Below are 20,394 nucleotides of genomic sequence, written 5' to 3' on the forward strand. Positions count from 1 at the left end.
GGAGGACGGTTTGCTTCGCTTCCGGCTCACAATGACGAGTAGTTTCTACGGCCGCTCAATCCCCAGCTGCTGCAGCTGTTCGGCGTAGTTGTCGTAGATAACGCGTAGGTCCTGGGCGTGGTGGTCGGCATCCACGCCGATGCTCACGTTGCTGGTGTGGAAGCGGTGCAGGTGGCTGATGTGGGGGCAGATGACGGGCAGGTGCCCGGCCAGCAGAAACCGCACGTACAGGTCCAGGTCTTCCGCCATTTTGATGTGTTCATCATAGCCCCCCACCGCATCAAACAACTCCCGGCTGTAGCACACGTTGCCCTGAATGAAGTGCTCGGCCCGGAAAATGGCCTGCAGCATGGTCCGGGGCGAATCGAACTGCCAGGCGTAGTAATCCTCGTTGGGCAGGTAGCGCCGGTCTTGGTCTACGCGCAGGAAATCGGCTACCAGCCAGGGCCGGCCGGGGTGGCGCTGGATCTGGTCGGCGTAGTGGAACAGGGTGCGCTGCAACAGCAGGTCGTCGTCGTCGAGGGGTACAATCCAGGTATCGGCGGGCGCATCTTCCCGGATGAGCAGGTTGCGCGCCGGTCCGGCTTTCAGTAAAACAGGCTGGGTACGGACGCGCAACGTGGGGCCGGCTTCCGGGGCGGCTTCGCGCAGCCACTGGGCCGTGCCGTCGGTGCTGGCATTTTCACAAATCAGGTGCTCAAAGGAAAAGTCCAGCGGGGCCGATACGCTGGCCCGTACGCTGGCTATGGCCTCGGGCAGATAGTCGCGGCGGTTGTGAGTCGGGGTAATAACAGTAAAGTGCATGCCTTTCTATTCTGTACCTGCCCCGAAAAAGTTACGGTTGAGTGGGTGTCAACCCTGCGGGGGCTGCGTCCGTTATGGCAGGAAAGCCGCTTTTCCTTATGGCCAAATTTGTAGTAACTCTGCGCCTGCCCGATGATTTCGATGATGCCTTTATAGCCCTCATTTCGCGTCATCGGGCCTTCATTAACCGCCTCATCGAAGATGATATCATTGAGGCTTACGCCATTAGTGCCGACCGCACGCGCGGCTGGGTTACCATGAACGGGCAGAGCGCCGAGGCCATCCAGGCAATTGTAGAGCAGTTTCCGCTGTTCCGGTTTCTGCAGGGTATTGAGGTAGATGAATTGTTCATCTTCGACAGCAAAGCCAGCCGCTTCCCCGCCATCAGCCTGAACTAATCAGGCACGATACTGGCTTTGCTGCTTGCCTGTCATCTGCCGGGGCTTTGCAGCGCTGCAGGTCCGGCGCTTTCCTGTATCTTCCCCGGCATAACCTCTTCCTTACGCATTACATGATTCGTTATTACCGGCTGCTGGCTGCGGCTACTCTGGGCCTCACTACTGCGGCGGCCATTTCTCCCGAGCCCAAACTGACCACCGAACAACTTGTTTCCCGGCTGAGCACTTCTATTCAGGGTTTGAAAACCCTACGCTGCACGGTACGCGCCCAGGAGCGGATTCCGGGCGGAATTCAGCAAGCTCGTACCCTCATGAAAATCAGCTTCGGGCCGTACAAGGTGTACATGCGCAACCAGAAGGGCATCGAAATCCTGTACGTGACGGGCCAAAACAACGGCGACGCCTGGGTGTACCCGAACAGCTTCCCCTACGTCACGCTCAGCCTCGACCCCAACGGCTCGGTGATGCGCAAAAACCAGCACCACAGCACCCTGGACGCCGGCTACGGCACCATTGCCGAAATGCTGCACGGCTCCAGCCAGCGCCTCGACCGGAGCTTCGAGAAAACCTTCCGCTACGCCGGCGACACCACAGTGCAGGGCCGTCCCGCCTACATCCTCCGCTCCGATTTTCCGCAGTTCCGCTACGTGAGCTACAAGCCCACCAAAAACGAGAGCGTAACCACCATTTCCGATAAGTTCGGGTGCGGAGAATACCGCATCCTGGAGCGCAATAACCTGTCGCCGGGCGACGTGGTGCCGGCTGGCAAGACGGTGCAGGTGCCCAATGGCTACGGCCGCCGCACCATCATGTGCGTGGATCAGAAACTGTTTCTGCCGCTGGTAGTACAGGTAAACGACGACAAGGGCCTGTTCGAAAAGTTCGAGTTTTCCGACATCGTCGCCAACCAGCCCATTCCCGCCCAGGAGTTCACTAAGGACTTTAAAGGCTATAAACTCTAATCCCTCCACGGATTTTGTGGACGATTTTGGCTTGTGCCATGCGTCGGTTGACGGCTTCGCCTACCAGATAAAACAGCAAGAGGCTTGCCGCTCGGCAAGCCTCTTGCTGTTTTATACCTCAACTGGTTTGTTGCAGGCTGTACCCTAGGCCAATTAGCGCACGGCATACGCTACGCCTCGACCCAGAGTCATCCACAAAATGAGTGAAGTCCGTGGGCTAGCGGCGCATGGTTTTCTCAATCTGATCCCACATTTCCGGGGTGAGCAGTTCCAGCTTGTTGAACTCGCCGGCTCCGTTCAGCCACTCGCCCCCGTCCAGGGTAACTACCTCCCCGTTCATGTAAGCCGAGAAGTCGGATACCATGTAGGCGGCGAGGTTAGCCAACTCCTGGTGGTTGCCTACGCGCTTCAGCGGCACGTTGGCGGCGGGGTCCAGCTTGGAGGCCAGGGGCTCGGGGAACAGGCGGCTCCAAGCACCCTCCGTGGGGAACGGGCCGGGAGCAATGGCATTGGCGCGGATACCGTACTTGGCCCATTCCACGGCCAGGGAGCGGGTCATGGCCAGCACGCCGGCTTTGGCCGCCGCCGAGGGCACCACAAATGCCGAGCCCACCGAGGCGTACGTCGTCACGATGCTCAGGATTGTACCGGGGCGCTTGTCGGCAATCCACCGCTTCCCGAAGGCTAGGGTGCAGTTGTAGGAGCCCTTCAGCACGATGTCCACAATCACATCAAAGGCCTTGTGGCTCAGGCGCTCCGTGGGACTGATGAAGTTGCCGGCGGCGTTGTTGAGCAGCACATCCACGGCCCCGTAGGTGTCAATGGTTTGCTGCAGCAGCTTCTCTACCTCATCGTATTTGCGTACGTCGCACTGCACGGCCAGCACGTTGGCGTTGCCGGTTTGCTCGCGCAGTTCGGCGGCCGTTTTTTCCAGCACTTCCAGCTTGCGGGAGCTGATAACCACGTTGGCTCCCAACTGCAGGAAATACGTAGTCATGGCCCGGCCAAGGCCGGTGCCGCCGCCAGTTACCACAATGGTTTTACCCTGCAGGGCGTTGTCGCGGAGCATGGGCTGGGCGTAAGGGTGCGCGAAAGACATAAGGTGAGAAAGGTTGAAGTGGGAAATCAGAATTCAGGGCTGTTAACTACGGCCGGGGTTCAAATAAACCGATTATGCGGGTAACGGTACCCTCGGCCACTATTCGGCTGCCTTCACAGTAGTAGAAGCTGGTACCAGCCCGAATCTGGGTCTGGTGGAAGGCGCGCATATGTTCCAACATTACGCTCACCCGCACATGCAGCCACTCATCCACCGGCACCGGCAGTTCCCGCCACGAGTCGCCGGTCATGGGGTCGAAGAAATCGGGGTACAGCATCATATGAAACTGCCTGGGCTTAGCCGTAGCGTAGCTAAAATCCCAGCGGATACCATTGTACGGTGGTTGCTGCCGTCCGCCCTCATCGGCCCGCAGGATTCGCACGCGGGCTTCAAAGTCGGTTGGAAACTCAGGGTGCAGACGGGTCGGCGAGGTCATAAATAGTATGCTTGCATACTGGTTTGGGTGCAAGGTAACAGTTTCCGGATTCCGGGCGGACTCGTCTTGCCCGGGAAAGATTTTTTGCCACCTTTACCCCGCATGACCGACTCCACGCCATCCGTCGCCCTGCCCACCGTAGCCGTATTGGGCTGCGGCTGGCTGGGTCTGCCCCTGGCCCGCGCCCTGGTGGCGGCGGGCTACTCCGTGCACGGCTCTACCACCACGCCCGGCCAACTGCTCACCCTGCGCGACGCCGGCATCCGGCCGTATCTGCTGCGGCTCTCCCCCACGCTTTCCCCCACCGATGCCGATACGCTCCGGGCTCTGCTGCGCGGGGTGGAGGTGCTGGTGCTCAACGTACCCCCCAGCCGGGCCGCCGGCAGCCCCGAGGCCTATCCAACCCTGCTGAGCCAGGTGACGGAGGCCGCCGAAGCGGCCGGCGTACAGCACATTCTGCTGGTCAGCTCCACCGGCGTGTACCCCGATGAGCCACGGCTGATGCGGGAGCCGGATGCCGTAGCCGATGACCTGGCCCTGCAGCCGTTGCTGCGGGCAGAGGCCCTGGTACAATCGGACCGGCACACGGTAGTGCGGCTGGCCGGCCTGATGGGGCCGGGCCGCTCTCCGGGCCGGTTTCTGGCGGGCCGTGCCGGGGTAGCGCACGGCGAGGCCCCCGTGAATATGATTCATCTGCGGGATTGTATCGGGCTGCTCCAGAGCATCCTGGAGCGGCAGCTGTGGGGCCATACCTTCAATGCCAGCGCCGCCTCCCACCCTTCCCGGCGCACCTTCTACACGGAAGCCGCTACCCGCCTGGGCCTGCAGCCGCCCACTTTTCAGGAAGAAACCACCAGCGGCAAGCAAATTGATTCATCCCTGATTCGGGAAATGACCGGCTACCAGTTCCGGCACGATGATGTGGTAGCGGCCCTGGCGTTCTGCTAGCGGGAACCGTATCTTTGCCGGAGTGAATACGGAGCAGAATACGGTAGTAGTGCTGGGCGGCGGGGCCGCCGGTTTTTTTGGGGCTATTGCCTGCGCCGAGGCTAACCCGGCCCTGCGGGTACTGCTGGTGGAAAAAACCGGCAAGCTGCTGAGCAAAGTGCGGATTTCGGGTGGGGGGCGCTGCAACGTAACCCACGCCGCCGATACGGCCGCGCAACTGGTGCAGCACTACCCCCGCGGGGCCAGGCAGCTGAAGGAGCCATTCAAACAGTTTGGGACGCTGGACACGGTGCGCTGGTTTGCCAGCCGGGGCGTGCGGCTCAAAACCGAGCCCGACGGCCGCATGTTTCCCACCACCGATTCCTCCGAAACCATTGCTCAATGCCTGCTGGAGGCCGCCCGCCGGGCCGGGGTCGAAATCCTGACCCACACCACCGCCGAGCAGATTCAGCCACTACCGGGGGGCGGTTTTCAGCTTACCCTCACCGGAACGCACGCCCAAACCCTGCCCGCCGCCCGAATCCTGATTGCCACTGGCGGAGCCCCTAAATCGGAGCAGTACGCGTGGCTGCGGCAGTTGGGGCACACGGTGCAGGAGCCGGTTCCCAGCCTGTTCACCTTCAACGTGCCCAACTCCCCGCTGCGTGAGCTGCCGGGCGTAAGCGTGCCCCACGCCCGCGTGCGGGTAGCCGGCGAAAAGCTGGAATACGAGGGCCCGGTGCTGGTCACGCACTGGGGCATCAGCGGACCGGCCGTGCTCAAGCTCTCGGCCTGGGGGGCCCGCCGCCTGCACGAGCTGCAATACCAGAGCACAGCCCTCATCAACTGGATTCCGGAGTTTACCGAGGACACGCTGCGGCAACATCTGCTCAATTACCGGGAGCTGCACGGCAAAAAACAAGTTGCGGGCAACCCGCTGTTCGGGTTGCCGCAACGGCTGTGGCGCACCCTGGCCGAGCAGGCCGGCATTGCCCCCGACCTGCGCTGGCTGGATTTGCCGCTCAAGTTGCAAAACCGTCTGATTGAAGCCCTGCTGCGCACTTCCCTGCCCGTACAGGGCAAAACCACCTACAAGGATGAGTTTGTGACCTGCGGGGGTATCACCCTTTCGGAAGTGAACATGCGCACCCTGGAAAGCCGGCTGGTGCCGGGGCTGCATTTCGCGGGTGAGGTGCTGGATGTCGACGGCATCACCGGCGGCTTTAACTTCCAGGCAGCCTGGACCACCGGCTACCTCGCCGGCCGTGCCATGGCGGGAGCCGTACCAGTTACGGCAAAATAAAACCGGGCTTCCTGTGCAGGAAGCCCGGTTTCTTACTGGTCACGCTGTCGGCAGTTTAATACCGGTCATCATCGTCGCGGCGGCTGTTGCGCCCCGATGCACGGCCGTACTCCTGGTCGTCCTGGTCACGGTACCGGTTGGACTGATTCTGGCCATAGTTGCGGCTCTGGTTGCGGTTATTATCCCGGTCCCAGTCTTGGCCGCTGCCGTAGCTGCCGCGCATGGAGTTATTTCCCGACGACGAATAGTCGTCGTTATATGAATTACCGCGCGCGTTATCCCGGTTCTGGTTCTGGCCGTAGCTGCCGCGGCTCCCCTGATTGTCCCCGAAGTTGCCTTGACCATAGCTGTTCTGGCCGTAGTTGCTCTGGTCGTAGTCGTTGCGGCCACCGCCCATGCGGTTGTACCGGTCCTGGTTATAGCTGTCCTGATTATAGCGGTTCTGCTGACCGGAACGGTACTCGTCCTGCCGATGGTTGCTGCCCGACCACGACGAGCGGTTGTTCTGGTCGTAGCGGCCCTGGTTGCTGTTGCGGCCGTAGTCGGATGAGCCGTAGCTGTCGTTCTGGCGCGAATTCATGCGGTTTGCATTGTCCGGGTAGCCCTGGCCCGAGCGGGATTCGTAATCAGAGCGGCCGTAGCCCATGTCGCCGTTGTCTCTGCGCGAATCGTTGCGCATGTTATTGCTGCCGCTCCACCGCTGCTCATCCTGGCTCCACTGGTTGCTGCGCGAGTTGCTGTTATAGCCGCGTTGGTCGTCCTGGTTGCCGTAGCGGTTCTGGGTGTTGCCCTGGCGGTTACCCGAGTTCATCCAGCCGCCCCGGTTATCATTTTCGTGGCTGCCATAGTTGCTGCCGTAGCTGTTACGGTTCGAGTTATTCCAGTCGTCCTGGCCCGAGCGGCCGTAGCTGTCCTGCGACGACGAATAATCGTTGCGACTGTTGTAGCTATTGTAGTTGCCCTGGTTGCTACCGTAGTTGTGGTCATTGTCGCGGTACTGGTTGCCGTAGCCGCCCTGGCCCATGCTACCGGAATGCATACCACCGGCATTACCGTAACCGGAATACTCCTGCCGGCCCATTGAGCCGCCGTTGCTCATCTCATTCCGGTCGTGCTGACCGCTGTCCGTGGAGCTGCCGTAGTTAGTTGAATTAGTGGTTGAATGCTGGCTTTGCTGCTGATTTTCTGACTGATTCATCTTGCTTTTCGTTTTTTGGGTGGGGGAAGAACTAGAGGAAGTTGAAGAAGTAGATGCGGTTGCTCGTTTAGCCGTGGCGCTGCTGGCAGGCTTACTTGCCGAGGAGGATTTAGTGGCAGAGGAAGATTTCTTCGTCTCAGGCTTCAAGGCACTGGGTTTCGCTTCCTTGTTTTCCTGTTGGCTGCTGCCCAGACCACCCCGGCCGGCGCTCATTTCCGATGATGCCAGCGACTGGCTGGAAACACCGGACGTGCCGCCAACAGGAGTTGTTGCCGAGGAGTTGGAAGTGGCGGAGCCAGGCTTCGTTGAGGTAGTTGAAGAGTTGGCATTCACGCTGCTGCCCATACCCGACGCGTTGGTGGTTGGGTTGGTGGGCTGGGCCTGCTTCATTTGTTCATTTTCCATACAGGGTGGGATGAAAGGTGAAAGAACAGAATACGATATGCTTCCCCCGTTCATACGCTTCCAAGCCTTGCCTGTTCTAAAATACGACGTGTAAATTCTTGTTATTCTACCATTACACAATACATATATATACTTATATATTAACCATTTAATGACTTATACCCATGCTTACGCAACTGCATTATCCTACTGCTGAGCTTACGCTCAGGAGGATAAGGTTTCCTCGCAAAATGGCTCCATCGGAGAATGGTTTGCATCCTCAGGCATAACCCTGCGCTGTGTTTATCAGTACAGCATCTCATATCCTCTTTTCCACCAACACCCAAATAACCCTCTCCTCATGGAAGCTAAAGTAATGCAAGCCGGCCTGAACGAACTGATTGAAACGCTGAAAGACGGCCAGAAAGGCTATGCGGAGGCAATGACCGACGTGGAAGATGCCGACCTGAAAGAGACGTTCAAGAAATACGCGGCCCAGCGTTCCGAGTACATTACTGAGCTGGAAGATCAGATGTTCAAACTGAACCTGAAGCCGGACGAAGAGTCGTCCATCACGGGCACCATTCACCGTGCGTTTATCAACCTCAAGGGTCTGGTAACCAGCAAAGACCGTCACAGCATTCTGGCTGAGTGCGAGCGGGGCGAAGACTACGCCAAAGCCGCTTACGAGAAAGCCACGAAGATTGAAGGTGTACCCGCCGAGCTCAAAGCTCTCATTGAGAAGCAGGCTGCCGGCATCAAGCAGGGCCATGACGAAATCCGCAACCTGCGCGACGCCGCCAAGTAAAGACCGTTGACTCCACGGAGTTTGTACACCAAAGCCGTAAAAAAAAGGGGGCTTGCCATCTGGCAAGCCCCCTTTTTTTTACGGCTTTGGTGTAATCAGAATTCTGAACAGAATCGTCTACAAAATCCGTGGAATCCGCGAAAAACTCGTGGAATCAGTGGTTCTATTCGTCGAAGCCGCCGTCGCGCTTGCCTTTGTAGCCACCGCCGTAGCTGCCGCCACCCCGGTTGCCACCAAAGCCACCTTCCCGACGGTCGCCGCCGTAGCTGCCGCCGCGGTTGCCACCGTAGGAGCCACCGCCGCGGTTGCCGCCGTAGCTGCCACCTTCGCGCCGGTCGCCACCGAAGCCACCCCGGTTGCCGCCGTAGCTGCCGCCACCCCGGTTACCACCGAAGCCGCCTTCCCGACGCTCACCGCCGAAGCCGCCGGTGCGGCGCGGACGCTCACCGCCGAAACCGCCGCGGTTGCCACCTTCCTGCTGCGCATCACCTTCCTGGCGGGGCGTAGCAATGTTGAAGGCTACCGGCCGGCCCTGAATGGTGCTGCGGCCCAGCTGGCTTACTACTTCTTCCACAAACTCGTTCGGTACTTCCACGAAGCTGAACTTGTCGTAGAGGGCAATATCACCTACTTTACCGGCCGTGAGGCTGGTGTTTTCGGCAATCAGGTCCACAATGTCGCGGGGGTGCAGACGGTCCTTCTTGCCCATAGTCACGAACAGGCGCGTGAAGCCGGGGCGGGCAGCACCCTGGGTGCGGCTGGCGTCGAGGCTTTCCTGGGCGCGCTTGTCTTCCTTCATCGTCATCTTGAGCAGGGCAGCGGCCACGTCCAGCGACGTAACGCCATCTTCCTGATCCTGATCAATGAGGCGCTGCACGCGGGCAATGTACTTGTCGAGGTTGCCCTTCTCAATTACTTCCTTAATGGAACCCAGCATCAGCGTGGTTTTCACCTCCGACACATCCTCAAACGAAGGCACACGCTCCTGCTTGATGGTAGCTTTGGTGAAGCGCATGATGTCGCGCAGCTTGTAGATGTCGCGGCCGCTCACGAAGGTGAAGGCTTTGCCCTGCTTGCCGGCGCGGCCGGTACGGCCAATGCGGTGCACGTAGTATTCCTCGTCGGCGGGCAGGTCGTAGTTTACTACCACTTCCACGTTGTCCACGTCGATACCGCGGGCGGCTACGTCGGTAGCTACCAGAATTTCGAGGGTGCCTTTGCGGAATTTATCCAGCGTGTTCTGGCGCTGCTGCTGGCCCATGTCGCCGTGCAGACCTTCGGCGAAGTAGCCTTTAGCCTGCAGGTCGCCCACAATCTCGTCGACCATGCGCTTCGTGTTAGCGAAGACGATGCCCGACTTGATGTTGTACATGTCGATGAGGCGGGTCAGCACGTCCTTTTTCTGGGGGCCACGCACCTCGAAGTAGCTCTGCTCGATGTTGGTAACCGTCATTTCCTGATGGTTCACCTTCACGATCTGCGGATCCTTCTGGTAGCGCTTGGTCATCTCCATGATCGGCTTGCTCATGGTAGCCGAGAAGAATACCGTCTGGCGGTCTTCGGGCATTTTCTTGAGCACCGTCTCGATGTCGTCGCGGAAGCCCATGTCGAGCATTTCGTCGGCCTCATCCAGGATGATCATTTTGCAGGCGTCCAGCTTCAGGGTGCCACGCTCAATGTGGTCCATTACGCGGCCGGGGGTACCGATTACAATCTGCACGCCGCGCTCCAGGGCGCGGAACTGCCGGTCGTACGAGGAGCCACCGTAGATGGGCACTACGGCCAGACCACGCTTGTATTTGCCCAGTTTCTGGATTTCGCCGGAAACCTGCACGGCCAGCTCGCGGGTGGGGCACAGCACAATGGCCTGCACCTCGCGGGAGTCGGTGTCGATACGCTCAATGGCGGGGATGGAGAAGGCGGCGGTTTTGCCGGTACCCGTCTGGGCCTGGCCGATTACGTCGCGGCCCTGCAGCAGGACGGGAATGGCGTTGGCCTGAATCGGCGAGGCCTCTTCGTAGCCAACTTCCGTAATGGCGCGCTGCATTTCTTCAGAGAGGGTCAGCTCGCTGAATTTGGTCTTTACAGTTTCGTTTTCCATGTCAGTTGAATGGAGTGGAGTGAATAGCTCTGAAAACAGCGGATTCAGCGACGCTCTTCTCTCCCACTCAACACAACGACAAGTGACGGAAGCAACGGACGGAAGACAAAGCCGGCCCAACAAGTTTCTTTTAAAGGCAGCTCACAAGCTGCGCGGAACGTGGCCGTTCTCAAATGCGGGTGCAAAGGTATGTATTTTTTCGAAGAAGCGCGAATTTAGCTACGACTTGTCCGCAGCCCGGCTCTATCTTCTCTTGTACCGATGGGCTTACAAGCCAATCATTCCGGAAATAATTCCAACCCGGTCATAAAATATAGCCCGGTGCCGATATGGCGCACCGTACTTTCTACCCAACGCCTTGCTATACAGAACATAAAAAAAGCAGACCCCGAGAGGAGTCTGCTTTTCTGAGCTATCCGAAAAGGATGCCGGACTAGGCCAGCTTCACTTTCACGGCGTTAGGACCTTTACGGCCCTGAGCAATTTCAAATTCCACTTTGTCTTTGTCGCGGATTTCGTCAATGCACTCAGTTACGTGCACGAATACGTCCTCGCCGGTTTCGTCAACTTTGATGAAGCCGAAACCTTTGGTTTCGTTGAAGAATTTTACAGTTCCTGTCTGCATGGTACTTGTGATGATGGATGTTTCTAGGAAGGAAAGCAGTACTCAACTCTGCTTTCCCCTCCTTACGGAAGTACTCAACAGGGCGGTGGAACCGCGTTTTCTTAACCTGCCCAAAGATACGGGGATATTTTAGATATGGAAGAGCCGGCACCGGAATGTGCGCAAGGACTTCCGGCTGTCCTCTGTTTACTTTGCCCCGATGGATACACCCACACCGCTTCCCTACCGCTTCGCGCGTCTGATTACAGTACAGCCCGAAGACATCGACGAGCTCAACCATGCTAATAATGTGCGCTACGTGCAGTGGGTGCAGGATACGGCTGGGGCACACTGGCATGCTGCCGCGCCGGCTACTGTTCAGGCGCAGTACGTGTGGGTGGTGCGGGAGCATCATATCCGCTACCTGCACCCGGCCCTGCTGGGGGACGAGCTGCGCTGCATTACCTGGGTGAGTAGTATGGAAGGTGTGACCTCGCACCGCCACGTGCGCATCGAGCGGGCCCGGGACGGCAAGCTGCTGTGCGAGGCGGAAACTCACTGGATTCTGCTGCAGCCGGATACAATGCGCCCCCAGCGCATCCCGCCGGAAATGGCCCGGTGGGTGCAGGAGCCGGTGTAGGTATATTACGGCTGATTTCTACCCCGTTTATTCTCAGCACTATACTTTATTACGATGATGTATCGACTGTTTACTCTTCTGGTGATGTTGTTCCTAAGCCGCGGGATGTGGGCGCAGGACCGCCATCAAGCCTTTATCAAGCGCGTAACCGACACCATTGCCCATGTAGGGGTAGTGAAATGTGAAGCCGTCAGTCGCATCGGCTATACTCCCCGCCAGTATATTCGCTTCGATTCGTTGCGCCGCTACTGCAGTTCCACAGAATTACAGGCGTTGCTGGAACACAAGTCGCCGGCCGTGCGCGGATATGCCTTTTGGGCGCTGTCGGAGCGGCCTGAGGTAGATTTGTATCTGCTGATGCTCCGGCATCGGCGGGACACGGACAAATTTGACCGGCAATGTGGCTGTTTTACTTCTACATACACGGTGGTTGGTTTTATACTGCTTAAATACAGAGGAAGCAGACAGTTTGCGCAGGACACCCTCTCTGCAGCACGCAAAACAACCTATCAACGAATGGCCTATGTCTGGTCGAGACAACAAGACCGGTACCTAGACCGCGGACGAAATATGAGCTGGGCTCAGAAAAGGCGATTAATTGAGAAAAACCGGCAACTAGACGCCCGCAACGATTTTTAATTTCCCTCCAATGCCCCCCTCCTTCCGCATTTACTCCTCCTCGGCCGGCTCCGGCAAAACCTACCAGCTCACCAAGGAATACCTGAAGCTGGCCCTGGCCACCGACGACGCGGCGTACTTTAGAACCATTCTGGCCATTACGTTCACCAACGATGCGGCCGGCGAGATGAAGGAGCGGATTCTGGGGGCACTACGGCGGTTTGCCCGCTTGCCCGCCGGCGGCACCGACCGGCTGCTGACAGAAATTGCCGACGAGTTGGCCCAAGAAGGCCCTTTGGCCCACCTGGAAACGCCCGAGGAGCGGCAGCAGGTGCTGCAGCAGCGGGCCACGGCCACGTTCCGGCTGGCGCTCTACCACTACGCCGATTTTGCGGTGAGCACCATCGACTCGTTTGTGCAGCGCATCGTCACGGCTTTCACGCGGGAGCTGAGGCTGCCGGCTACGTTTGAGGTGGAGCTGGACAGCGCCACCGTGCTGCAGAATGCCGTGGCCGTGCTGCTGGACAAGGTGAACCGGGACCCCAACTCGGCGCTGCTGTCGAAAACCATTTCCGATTTCGCCCTGAACAAGGCCGACGAGGGCCGCAGCTGGAACAACCTGCCCGAGGAGCTGGTGCAGTTTGGGCAGTTTCTGCTGAGCGAGCCGGTGCACGAGGCCGTGGAGCAGCTGCAGCAGCTGAGCCTGCAGGACCACCGCCGCCTCTACGAAGGACTGCGGCAGCGCAAGCAGGAAATTGAACTGCTGGTAGAGCAAACCGCCGCCCTGGCCCTGGAAACCCTGCAGCAGCATGGGCTGGAAGCCGAGCACCTGAACGGCGGCACCAACGGCGTGTACGGCCACTTCAGCAACTGGCGGCGCTGGCTGGAGCTACCGACGGCCGGCGGGCAGTTTCCCACGGCCACGGCCCTGAAGCCGCTGGAATCGGGCGACTGGAGCAGTGCCAAATCGAAGAAGGGCCCGCTGCGGGAGGCCGTGGACGCCGCCGCGCCGGTGCTGGAGCAGGTGTTTCGGCAGTTGCAGCAGCAGCGCGAGCGGCTGCTGGCACCTTACCTGGTGGCCACGGGCATGCTGCCCTACGTGTTTCAGGTGAGCTTGCTGAGTGAGCTGAGCAAGGCCGTAGATCAGATCAGCCGTGACCGGGGCATTGTACTCATTGCCGAGTTCAACCGCCGCATTGCCCGCATTGTGCTGCGCGAGCCGGTGCCGTTTCTGTACGAGCGGCTGGGCGACCGGTACCAGCACCTGCTGATTGACGAGTTTCAGGACACCTCGGTGCTGCAGTGGAACAACCTGCTGCCGCTGGTGGAAAACGCCCTGGGCCAGGGCAACCTGAGCCTAGCCGTGGGCGACGCCAAGCAGTCGATTTACCGGTGGCGGGGCGGCGAGATGGAACAGATTCTGCGCCTGTACCAGCGCCAGACCAAGCACCTCTACCAGCACGTGGCCGACGAGGAGCTGCGCCGGATTCTGACGGAGCGCTACCGCACCATCGACGGGGCCCTGGAATCCCGCAACCTGAGCACCAACTACCGCTCGGGCGCAGCCATTATTCAGTTCAACAACGACCTGTTTCGGTTTATCAGCGCCACCCACGCCGCGCTGCCGCTGGTGCAGGGCATTTACGACGCTGATTTTGTGCAGCAGGCCCCGGCCAACGCCCCGACCAACGCCCATGTTGAGCTGCTGTTCACTGATAACGACGCCCCCGCCTGCCGCTACGATGCCGCTCTGGGCACCTACACGCCCGAACCCCTGCCCGGCTACCTAGCGGGCCAGACGCTGGACTACGACGAAAGTACCCTGTACCTGACGCTGCAGCTGGTGGAAAAAGCCGTGGCCGACGGCTTCGCCCTGCACGATGTGGCCGTGCTGTGCCGCACCCGCCATAGCAGCCGGCGCACGGCCAAATCCCTGAAAGAGCGGGGCTACGACATTATTTCGGCCGATTCCCTGTCATTGGAGTTTGCGGAAGTGGTAAACCTGCTGGTGGCCCTGTTCCGGGTGCTCAACCAGCCGGCCGATACCCTGGCCCGGGCCGAGGCCCTGCTGCTGGTAGACCGCGTGGTGCGCGGCCTTAACCCCTCGCCCGAACGGGCCCGCCACCACGCCGCCCTGGCCAACGCCGACACCGCCCAACCGTTCTGGGACGAGCTGCGCGCCCTGGGCTACGACGTGCAGGAGCGCGAAACCGGCAACCTGGGCCTCTACGAGCTGACCGAGCGGCTGGTGGGGTTGCTGGGGCTACTCAACCGGGTGACAGAGCAAGAATACCTGTTCCGGTTTCTGGACCTGACGCTGGAGTACAGCCTGCGCTTCGGCAACAACCTCAACAACTTCCTGGCGTACTGGGACCAGAAAAAGAGCACGCTCAGCATCAACGCCCCGGCCGGCCGCAACGCCGTTACCATCACCACGGTGCACAAGGCCAAGGGCCTGGCCTACGGGGTGGTGATTGTGCCGTTTGCTGACTGGTCGTTGCGGCCCCACCTGAACACGCTGCTCTGGGGCCGCCTGCCCGCCGAGGCCGACCGGCCCGTGGCCGAAATGCCCGGCGTGGCCGTGGTGGGCCTGAAGCAGGATTTGCAGCAGACACCGCTGGCTGAGCAATACACCGAGGAAGTAGAAAAAACCTTCCTGGAAGGCCTGAATACGCTGTACGTGGCCCTCACCCGCCCCCGCTACCGCCTCTACCTCATCAGCCGCCAGCCCAAGCCTGCCAAAGCCAGCAAAGACGACACCCCCACCGACAAGCCCGCCGCCACCGTGGCCGAGCTGCTGCACCGCTACCTGGTGAGCACCAACCAGTGGCACGACGAGCAGATGGCCTACGTATTGGCCGACGCCCATGGTCAGCTCCCCCCGGAACTGCAGGCGGCACAGGCTGAGGCAGAGCGACAAGCGGCAAGCTCCAAGCGGCAAGCCACCAACGAACTGCCCTTAACCAACCTCACCAGCACGCCCTGGGAAAAGCGCCTGCGCCTGAAACGGCACGCTAACACGGTGTTCGACTTCGACGACCAGCAGGAACAGCACGAGTGGAACCGCCGCCTGCACTACGCCCTGCGCCGCGTGCGCCAGGCCGACGACGTGGACCGCGTGGCCGGGCAGCTGGTGGCCGATGGCCTCATCAGTACCCGGGAGCGGGCGGGCCTGCTGGAGCGGCTGCGGAAGGTGGTGAGCAACCCCTACATGGCCCACTACTTCAGCCCCGAAGTAGCGGCCGAGGCGGAGCGGGAAATTCTGGTGGGCGGCACCCGCAAGCAGGACTACAAGCCCGACCGGATTGTGTTCGAAACCCTGCCCGGCGGCCAGGGCCAGCGCGTTACCCTCATCGACTTCAAGCTGCCCCCACCCCACCCTGGCCACCGCCAGGCCCTGCAGCACTACGCGGGTCTGTTCCGGCAGCTGCGCTTTGAGCAAGTGTGCTGCGTGCTGTATTACTTCGACACCCAGCAGGTGCAGGAGTGGGAGGCGTAAATGCTTCCTGCCAAGAAGTACCAACGAAAAAGCCAGCGCCTGACTAACAGGCGCTGGCTTTCTTTATTTCACTGCACGCACAAGCAATTAGTTCATGCTGGCAATCCGCTTGAGCTCGGGGTTGGTGGGCTCGTAGGTCAGGCCTTTGCGGGCGTAGGTGCGGGCCCCGGCCAAGTCGTTGGCTTTGCCGGAGGCGATGCTGGCGGCCAGGTACACGGTAGCTACCTGCTCGGCGTCGATGGTGGCATCTTTGCGGGCGTATGCCTGCTCAAAGGCCGTCAGATATTTCTTTCCTTCGGTGCGCTTGTTGCCCATGAAGGCATCGTACGCGGCACGGGCGTAGCTGTAGAGGTAGGCCTGGCGCATGGGCGGTGAGCTTCGCAGAAAAGGGTAGGTGGCGCTGTACTTATCGAGGCGCTGCAACAAGCCCACTGAGTTGCGGTGCACGTTGATTTCGTCCTGCACCACTGCGCTGATCAGTCCCTGCAACTCCGGGCTCACCCGGTTGTAGCTGAAGGCCTGCAGCAGCAGCGGGAAGGCTTGCTCCGAGTGCTGTTGCATGGCCAGCATGCGGCCGCGCTGCATGTAGTACACGTACGACAGGGTGTTGCGGGTGCTGGTGTCGGCCACGCTGTTCAGGAAAGTTCCGTACATGGTGCGGTACGTGGCCGTGTCGCCGCGCTCCAGCAGAAACTTCTGGGTGATGGACTTGAAGGCATTCACGCACTCGTCGCGGTACTTGGTGGCCGACTGCCGGGCGTAGAACTCGGTCAGCAGCTGCACATCCGCCAGCGTGTTGTAGTTGTTGCCCTGCAGCCGGGAGGCCAGGCTTTGGGTGAGCAGGTATTTGGTTTCGGTGGCCGGAAACAGCTTTTCCGCCTTGCGCAGCGCATAGTAAGCCTTCTCCGAGTCATCGGCCTGCAGCGCCAGCACGGCCTCGTTGTAATACTGCAGCGAAATCAGCTGCGGCAGTGAAATGGTTTTATCGGCCTGAAATTTCTGCTTGAATATTTCTTCCATTCCCTGCTGCTGCACCTCGCTCTGGCTCACCAGCTTGCTTTCCACCAAGTACTCCACGTAGGCCTTTTTGAACTTGGCATCGGGCAGAAAGTAGCCGAAGGTGGGGGCCGTGGTTTCAACGGTAATGTTGCTGGCCTGCGGATCAGCCACCAGGTACACGTGGGTCGGCTTCTGGCGGATGGCGTACGGGAGGTGGTAGTGCTCAAAGATGAGCGCATACAGAGCCGAAGCGCTGACGCAGTTATACACCCCGCTTTGCACCGTGCGGTCGAAGGTGGCCGCGTCCTCGTACTTGGTCAGGAACCGTTGGTGGGCCAACTCAAAAATGCTGCGCACCTGCCGGGCCAACGGTTTGGCCCCAATGTTTTCCCGGTCGAGCTGGGTGTAGAAGTCGGCCAGGAGCGTTTCGGCCTGCTGCAGGGCCGCATCGGTGCTGGCGGGGTTGATGGCCAGCAGCTGAGCCAAGTACTCCCGCTCGGTGCGCGGGGTTTCGGGAACGAAGGCGGCCTTTTCAAACGCCGAGGCGTACACGAAGTTGGCCGGTAAGTTGGCCGGCGCAGTTTGTGCCAGTACCGGCGCGGCCGTCAGACAGGCCAACGCCAACAGCGGGAAGCGTAATAATTTTTTCATCAGGATAATTCCGGATAGCAACGGGACCAACCCTGGCCCCAAATTCCCGCAATTTACCACCCGCCGCCGTTGGATAGCTACCAGAGCAGCATAAAAAACGACTGAGACCACCAGCTGGCACACCGCCGTTGCCATTCACCTACCGGCGTGTTTACCAACTGCGGCACTACGCGTAACGGCGGGCTACTCGGTGGCGACGAACGGCCGGAACATACCCTGCCCTTCCACCAGAAAGTGCCACATAGCGCGGGGGTAACGGGCCCGCTCGGCACCGGGAGGCACCGAATCCCGCAAGGCCACGGCCACACTGGCCGCCGTGGGCTTCCCGAGTAGACCGGTGGTGGTTTTGTAGTACACCGTGTCGGGGGTGAGGCGGGTTACCTCCAGCAGCGCGTATCCGCGGGTGCCTGCCATCGGCTGCGTTTTGTAGCGCGCACCCACCGTTACCCCGGCATCGTCGGAGCCGACGGTAGCGGCCGAAGCGGACGACGGGCGGGCGGGACCCAGACGAGCCAGCACCACTATCAGCACCACTCCGGCCAGCAGTAGCAGCGGCAAGGCAAAGTTGGTCAGGCGCCGCGGCGCGTGCTGCTGCACCGTTTGCACGGGCAGCCGGTAGGATTCCGGTAATGGCTCCTTGGACGTGAGCGTCTGTTTGCAATGGTTGCAGACGGTTACGCTGAGCTTGCCGAAGGGGAAAACGGGAATCCAGAACAGGCTCACGTAGCGCGAGAAAACGGTAACGCTCAGCTGCCCCCGGGTGCCGCAGTGTGCGCACGTGGTGGTGGGCAGCGGGGCGGTGATGAGGCGGGACGTGCCCGTACCATAAATAAAGATCATACAGCTACTGGATAAGGAACAATTACTCGGTGTTGCCCCGCGGGCATATCGGGCCCAAGAACGGATTATTTTCCGCAACGGCCACAGCTGGCTCATCGGCACGCATCCCGGCCCCCAAACCCGTAGCTTTGCGGCTCCTTCCTGACGCCTCGCCATGACCGTTTCCTCTCCTCCCCGCAAAGCCGCGCTGGGCTTTATTTTCGTCACGCTGCTGCTGGATGTCACGGGCATCGGCATCATCATCCCGGTGATTCCCACCCTGATCAGGCACCTGACAGGCGGCACCGTGAGCGACGCGGCTCGCATTGGGGGGTGGCTGCTGTTTGCCTTTGCGCTGATGCAGTTCCTGTTTTCGCCCGTAATGGGCAACCTTTCCGACCGGTTCGGGCGGCGGCCGGTGCTGCTGCTCTCGTTGCTGGGCTTCGCGCTGGATTACGTGCTGCTGGCCTTTGCGCCCACCGTGGGCTGGCTATTTGTGGGCCGGCTGATTGCGGGCGTGATGGGAGCCAGCTTCACCACTGCTTCAGCCTACATTGCCGACATCAGCACGCCCGAAACCCGGGCCCAGAACTTCGGCATGATCGGGGCCGCCTTCGGGCTGGGCTTCATCGTCGGGCCGCTGCTGGGCAGCCAGCTGGTGGGCTTCGGACCCAAGGTGCCCTTCCTGGCGGCGGCGGGGCTCACGTTTCTGAACCTGCTCTACGGCTTCTTCGTGCTGCCTGAGTCGCTGCCCCGGGAGCGGCGGCGGGCTTTCGACTGGAAGCGGGCCAACCCGGTGGGCTCGTTGCGGCTGCTGCAGCGCTACCCCGTTATTACGGGGCTGGTATCGTCGCTGCTGTGCATCTACATTGCCGCCCACGCCACCCAAAGCAACTGGACGTACTACGTGATGGAGAAATTCCGCTGGAACAACGACCAGGTGGGCTACTCGCTGGCCGCCATCGGGCTGCTGGTAGCCATTGTACAGGGCGTGCTTATCCGGCGCATCAACCCGGCGCTGGGGGCCAAACGCTCGGTATTTCTGGGCATGGCCCTGTATGCGCTGGGTTTTCTGCTGTTTGCCTTCGCCACCAAGGGCTGGATGATGTACGTGTTTCTGCTGCCGTATTGCCTGGCTGGTATTTCGGGGCCGGCGCTGCAGGGTATTATTTCGGGCCAGGTACCCGGTAACCAGCAGGGCGAGCTGCAAGGGGCGCTTACCAGCCTCATGAGCCTCACCTCCATCATCGGCCCGCCCCTGATGACCAACCTGTTCTCCTACTTCACCGGCCCCAGAGCCCCCGTGTACTTCCCCGGCGCGCCCTTCCTGCTCGGCACCGTGCTGATTCTGGTGAGTCTGCTGCTGGCCGTCCGCTCCCTGGCCACCTACGTGGAGCCCGCCAAAGCCGCCGCACCGGCCGAGGCAGCGGTGCCGGGGCATTAGGGTGCTGGTTCTGCCGGTTGAGCTTGTAGTGTCAGCCGGCCGCCCCCAACCTGTATCCCGCTGAAATTATAAGGCCCCCCGGCCTCTTCGGGCAGAAGGTAAAAATCACTGGTTTCGGTGACGTACTGCCACTGCCGGGTGGCAAACTCCAGGTACCCGAGCCAGGACGTACCGGCCGGCTGCTGGCCCGGCCGCGGCTCCAGCAACTGCAGAAATACGCCCGCGGCGTCGGTTCGGCACAGGTCGGTAATGAGCTGACCGTGCAGACCGGAGATTTCGGGCTCGGTGTGCAGGCAAAAAAGGCTAGGGTAGCGGCCGAACTCATCTTCCAACTCACCCCACAGGTAAAGCCATTCGCGGAACTCAGGTCCATTCGTTTCCCAATCTGCCTCAGTTGTCAGCAGCCGGAGCTGGTCATTAACCAGCAGCTCCTTTGGCTGCTCAGGCTCCGGAAGTGGCGGCGGTGGTGGCTGGTAGCCCAGCGTGCGGCGTAATGCCAGCCATGCTTTCTGGCGGGCATCCCACATCAGGTAGCCCGCTCCTGCCACTACGCCGGCTACCACCAACAGTAACAGTAGCGGCGCAATCACCACCACCAGCAACAAGCCGTTTTTCACGTGTTCCGGCCACCGCGTAGGTGGGTGAGGCACCGGGAGCTGAACGGATTGCTGAACAGTAAAAGCAGGAAGCATATGGGGCA

General features: G+C 60.5%; 19 protein-coding genes. 10 read left to right on the forward strand and 9 right to left on the reverse strand.

From position 1 onward, the window contains the following. Positions 1-45: 45 nt before the first annotated feature. The gene (locus tag EI291_RS06075) at positions 46-804 is read right to left on the reverse strand and encodes a glycosyltransferase family 2 protein (RefSeq protein ID WP_125418916.1); all 759 of its coding nucleotides are present in this window, start codon (positions 802-804) and stop codon (positions 46-48) included. A gap of 98 nt (positions 805-902) precedes the next feature. On the opposite strand from EI291_RS06075, the gene EI291_RS06080 reads away from it, so the two are divergent. Both EI291_RS06080 and EI291_RS06085 read left to right on the forward strand, forming a co-directional pair. Further along, on the forward strand, positions 903-1,202 hold the full coding sequence (locus tag EI291_RS06080) for a hypothetical protein (RefSeq protein WP_125418917.1): 300 nt from the start codon (positions 903-905) through the stop codon (positions 1,200-1,202). Positions 1,203-1,315: 113 nt separating this feature from the next. Then, positions 1,316-2,164 (forward strand): LysM peptidoglycan-binding domain-containing protein, encoded by an 849-nt coding sequence (locus EI291_RS06085; RefSeq protein WP_125418918.1) that lies wholly within the window; start codon positions 1,316-1,318, stop codon positions 2,162-2,164. Positions 2,165-2,381: 217 nt separating this feature from the next. On the opposite strand, the gene EI291_RS06090 is transcribed toward EI291_RS06085, so the two are convergent. Beyond that, entirely contained in the window at positions 2,382-3,263 is an 882-nt protein-coding gene (locus EI291_RS06090) for an SDR family oxidoreductase (protein ID WP_125418919.1), read from the reverse strand. Between the two features lie 46 nt (positions 3,264-3,309). After that, on the reverse strand, positions 3,310-3,699 hold the full coding sequence (locus EI291_RS06095; RefSeq protein WP_125418920.1) for a hypothetical protein: 390 nt from the start codon (positions 3,697-3,699) through the stop codon (positions 3,310-3,312). Positions 3,700-3,801: 102 nt separating this feature from the next. On the opposite strand from EI291_RS06095, the gene EI291_RS06100 reads away from it, so the two are divergent. Both EI291_RS06100 and EI291_RS06105 read left to right on the forward strand, forming a co-directional pair. Continuing rightward, positions 3,802-4,647, forward strand: a complete 846-nt coding sequence (locus EI291_RS06100; RefSeq protein WP_125418921.1) for an NAD(P)H-binding protein — start codon at positions 3,802-3,804, stop codon at positions 4,645-4,647. Positions 4,648-4,669: 22 nt separating this feature from the next. Next, on the forward strand, positions 4,670-5,929 hold the full coding sequence (locus EI291_RS06105; protein WP_240635380.1) for a BaiN/RdsA family NAD(P)/FAD-dependent oxidoreductase: 1,260 nt from the start codon (positions 4,670-4,672) through the stop codon (positions 5,927-5,929). A gap of 55 nt (positions 5,930-5,984) precedes the next feature. Here EI291_RS06105 and EI291_RS06110 read toward each other — a convergent pair whose 3' ends face one another. After that, a complete protein-coding gene (locus tag EI291_RS06110; RefSeq protein ID WP_125418922.1) occupies positions 5,985-7,127 on the reverse strand; it encodes a hypothetical protein in 1,143 nt (380 codons plus the stop codon). A 1-nt stretch (position 7,128) separates the two neighbouring features. On the opposite strand from EI291_RS06110, the gene EI291_RS06115 reads away from it, so the two are divergent. Both EI291_RS06115 and EI291_RS06120 read left to right on the forward strand, forming a co-directional pair. After that, positions 7,129-7,626 carry a hypothetical protein gene (locus EI291_RS06115; RefSeq protein ID WP_125418923.1) on the forward strand — a complete coding sequence of 166 codons (498 nt, stop codon included), beginning with the start codon at positions 7,129-7,131 and terminating at the stop codon, positions 7,624-7,626. Positions 7,627-7,872: 246 nt separating this feature from the next. Further along, the gene (locus tag EI291_RS06120) at positions 7,873-8,319 is read left to right on the forward strand and encodes a PA2169 family four-helix-bundle protein (RefSeq protein WP_125418924.1); all 447 of its coding nucleotides are present in this window, start codon (positions 7,873-7,875) and stop codon (positions 8,317-8,319) included. A gap of 163 nt (positions 8,320-8,482) precedes the next feature. On the opposite strand, the gene EI291_RS06125 is transcribed toward EI291_RS06120, so the two are convergent. Next, the gene (locus EI291_RS06125; RefSeq protein ID WP_125418925.1) at positions 8,483-10,420 is read right to left on the reverse strand and encodes a DEAD/DEAH box helicase; all 1,938 of its coding nucleotides are present in this window, start codon (positions 10,418-10,420) and stop codon (positions 8,483-8,485) included. Positions 10,421-10,853: 433 nt separating this feature from the next. Further along, the gene (locus tag EI291_RS06130; protein ID WP_110980085.1) at positions 10,854-11,045 is read right to left on the reverse strand and encodes a cold-shock protein; all 192 of its coding nucleotides are present in this window, start codon (positions 11,043-11,045) and stop codon (positions 10,854-10,856) included. A gap of 199 nt (positions 11,046-11,244) precedes the next feature. Here EI291_RS06130 and EI291_RS06135 point away from each other — a divergent pair, with 199 nt between their 5' ends. The 3 genes from EI291_RS06135 to EI291_RS06145 are packed head-to-tail and all read left to right on the forward strand — an operon-like array spanning position 11,245 to position 15,781. Then, positions 11,245-11,664, forward strand: coding sequence for an acyl-CoA thioesterase (locus EI291_RS06135; protein WP_125418926.1), 420 nt, complete (start codon positions 11,245-11,247; stop codon positions 11,662-11,664). 54 nt (positions 11,665-11,718) lie between these two features. Next, positions 11,719-12,303, forward strand: coding sequence for a hypothetical protein (locus EI291_RS06140; protein WP_125418927.1), 585 nt, complete (start codon positions 11,719-11,721; stop codon positions 12,301-12,303). 10 nt (positions 12,304-12,313) lie between these two features. Next, positions 12,314-15,781 carry a UvrD-helicase domain-containing protein gene (locus EI291_RS06145; RefSeq protein ID WP_125418928.1) on the forward strand — a complete coding sequence of 1,156 codons (3,468 nt, stop codon included), beginning with the start codon at positions 12,314-12,316 and terminating at the stop codon, positions 15,779-15,781. Between the two features lie 87 nt (positions 15,782-15,868). Here the strand turns inward: EI291_RS06145 and EI291_RS06150 are convergent, their stop codons facing one another. After that, positions 15,869-17,431, reverse strand: a complete 1,563-nt coding sequence (locus tag EI291_RS06150) for a hypothetical protein (protein ID WP_125418929.1) — start codon at positions 17,429-17,431, stop codon at positions 15,869-15,871. A 183-nt stretch (positions 17,432-17,614) separates the two neighbouring features. Beyond that, positions 17,615-18,271, reverse strand: a complete 657-nt coding sequence (locus EI291_RS06155; protein ID WP_125418930.1) for a zinc ribbon domain-containing protein — start codon at positions 18,269-18,271, stop codon at positions 17,615-17,617. 154 nt (positions 18,272-18,425) lie between these two features. On the opposite strand from EI291_RS06155, the gene EI291_RS06160 reads away from it, so the two are divergent. Beyond that, positions 18,426-19,694, forward strand: coding sequence for a TCR/Tet family MFS transporter (locus EI291_RS06160; RefSeq protein WP_125418931.1), 1,269 nt, complete (start codon positions 18,426-18,428; stop codon positions 19,692-19,694). Here EI291_RS06160 and EI291_RS06165 read toward each other — a convergent pair. Then, entirely contained in the window at positions 19,691-20,344 is a 654-nt protein-coding gene (locus EI291_RS06165) for a hypothetical protein (RefSeq protein WP_148103390.1), read from the reverse strand. The genes EI291_RS06160 and EI291_RS06165 overlap by 4 nt on opposite strands. Positions 20,345-20,394: the final 50 nt, after the last annotated feature.

This window comes from Hymenobacter rigui (assembly GCF_003944715.1).
GTDB lineage: Bacteria > Bacteroidota > Bacteroidia > Cytophagales > Hymenobacteraceae > Hymenobacter > Hymenobacter rigui.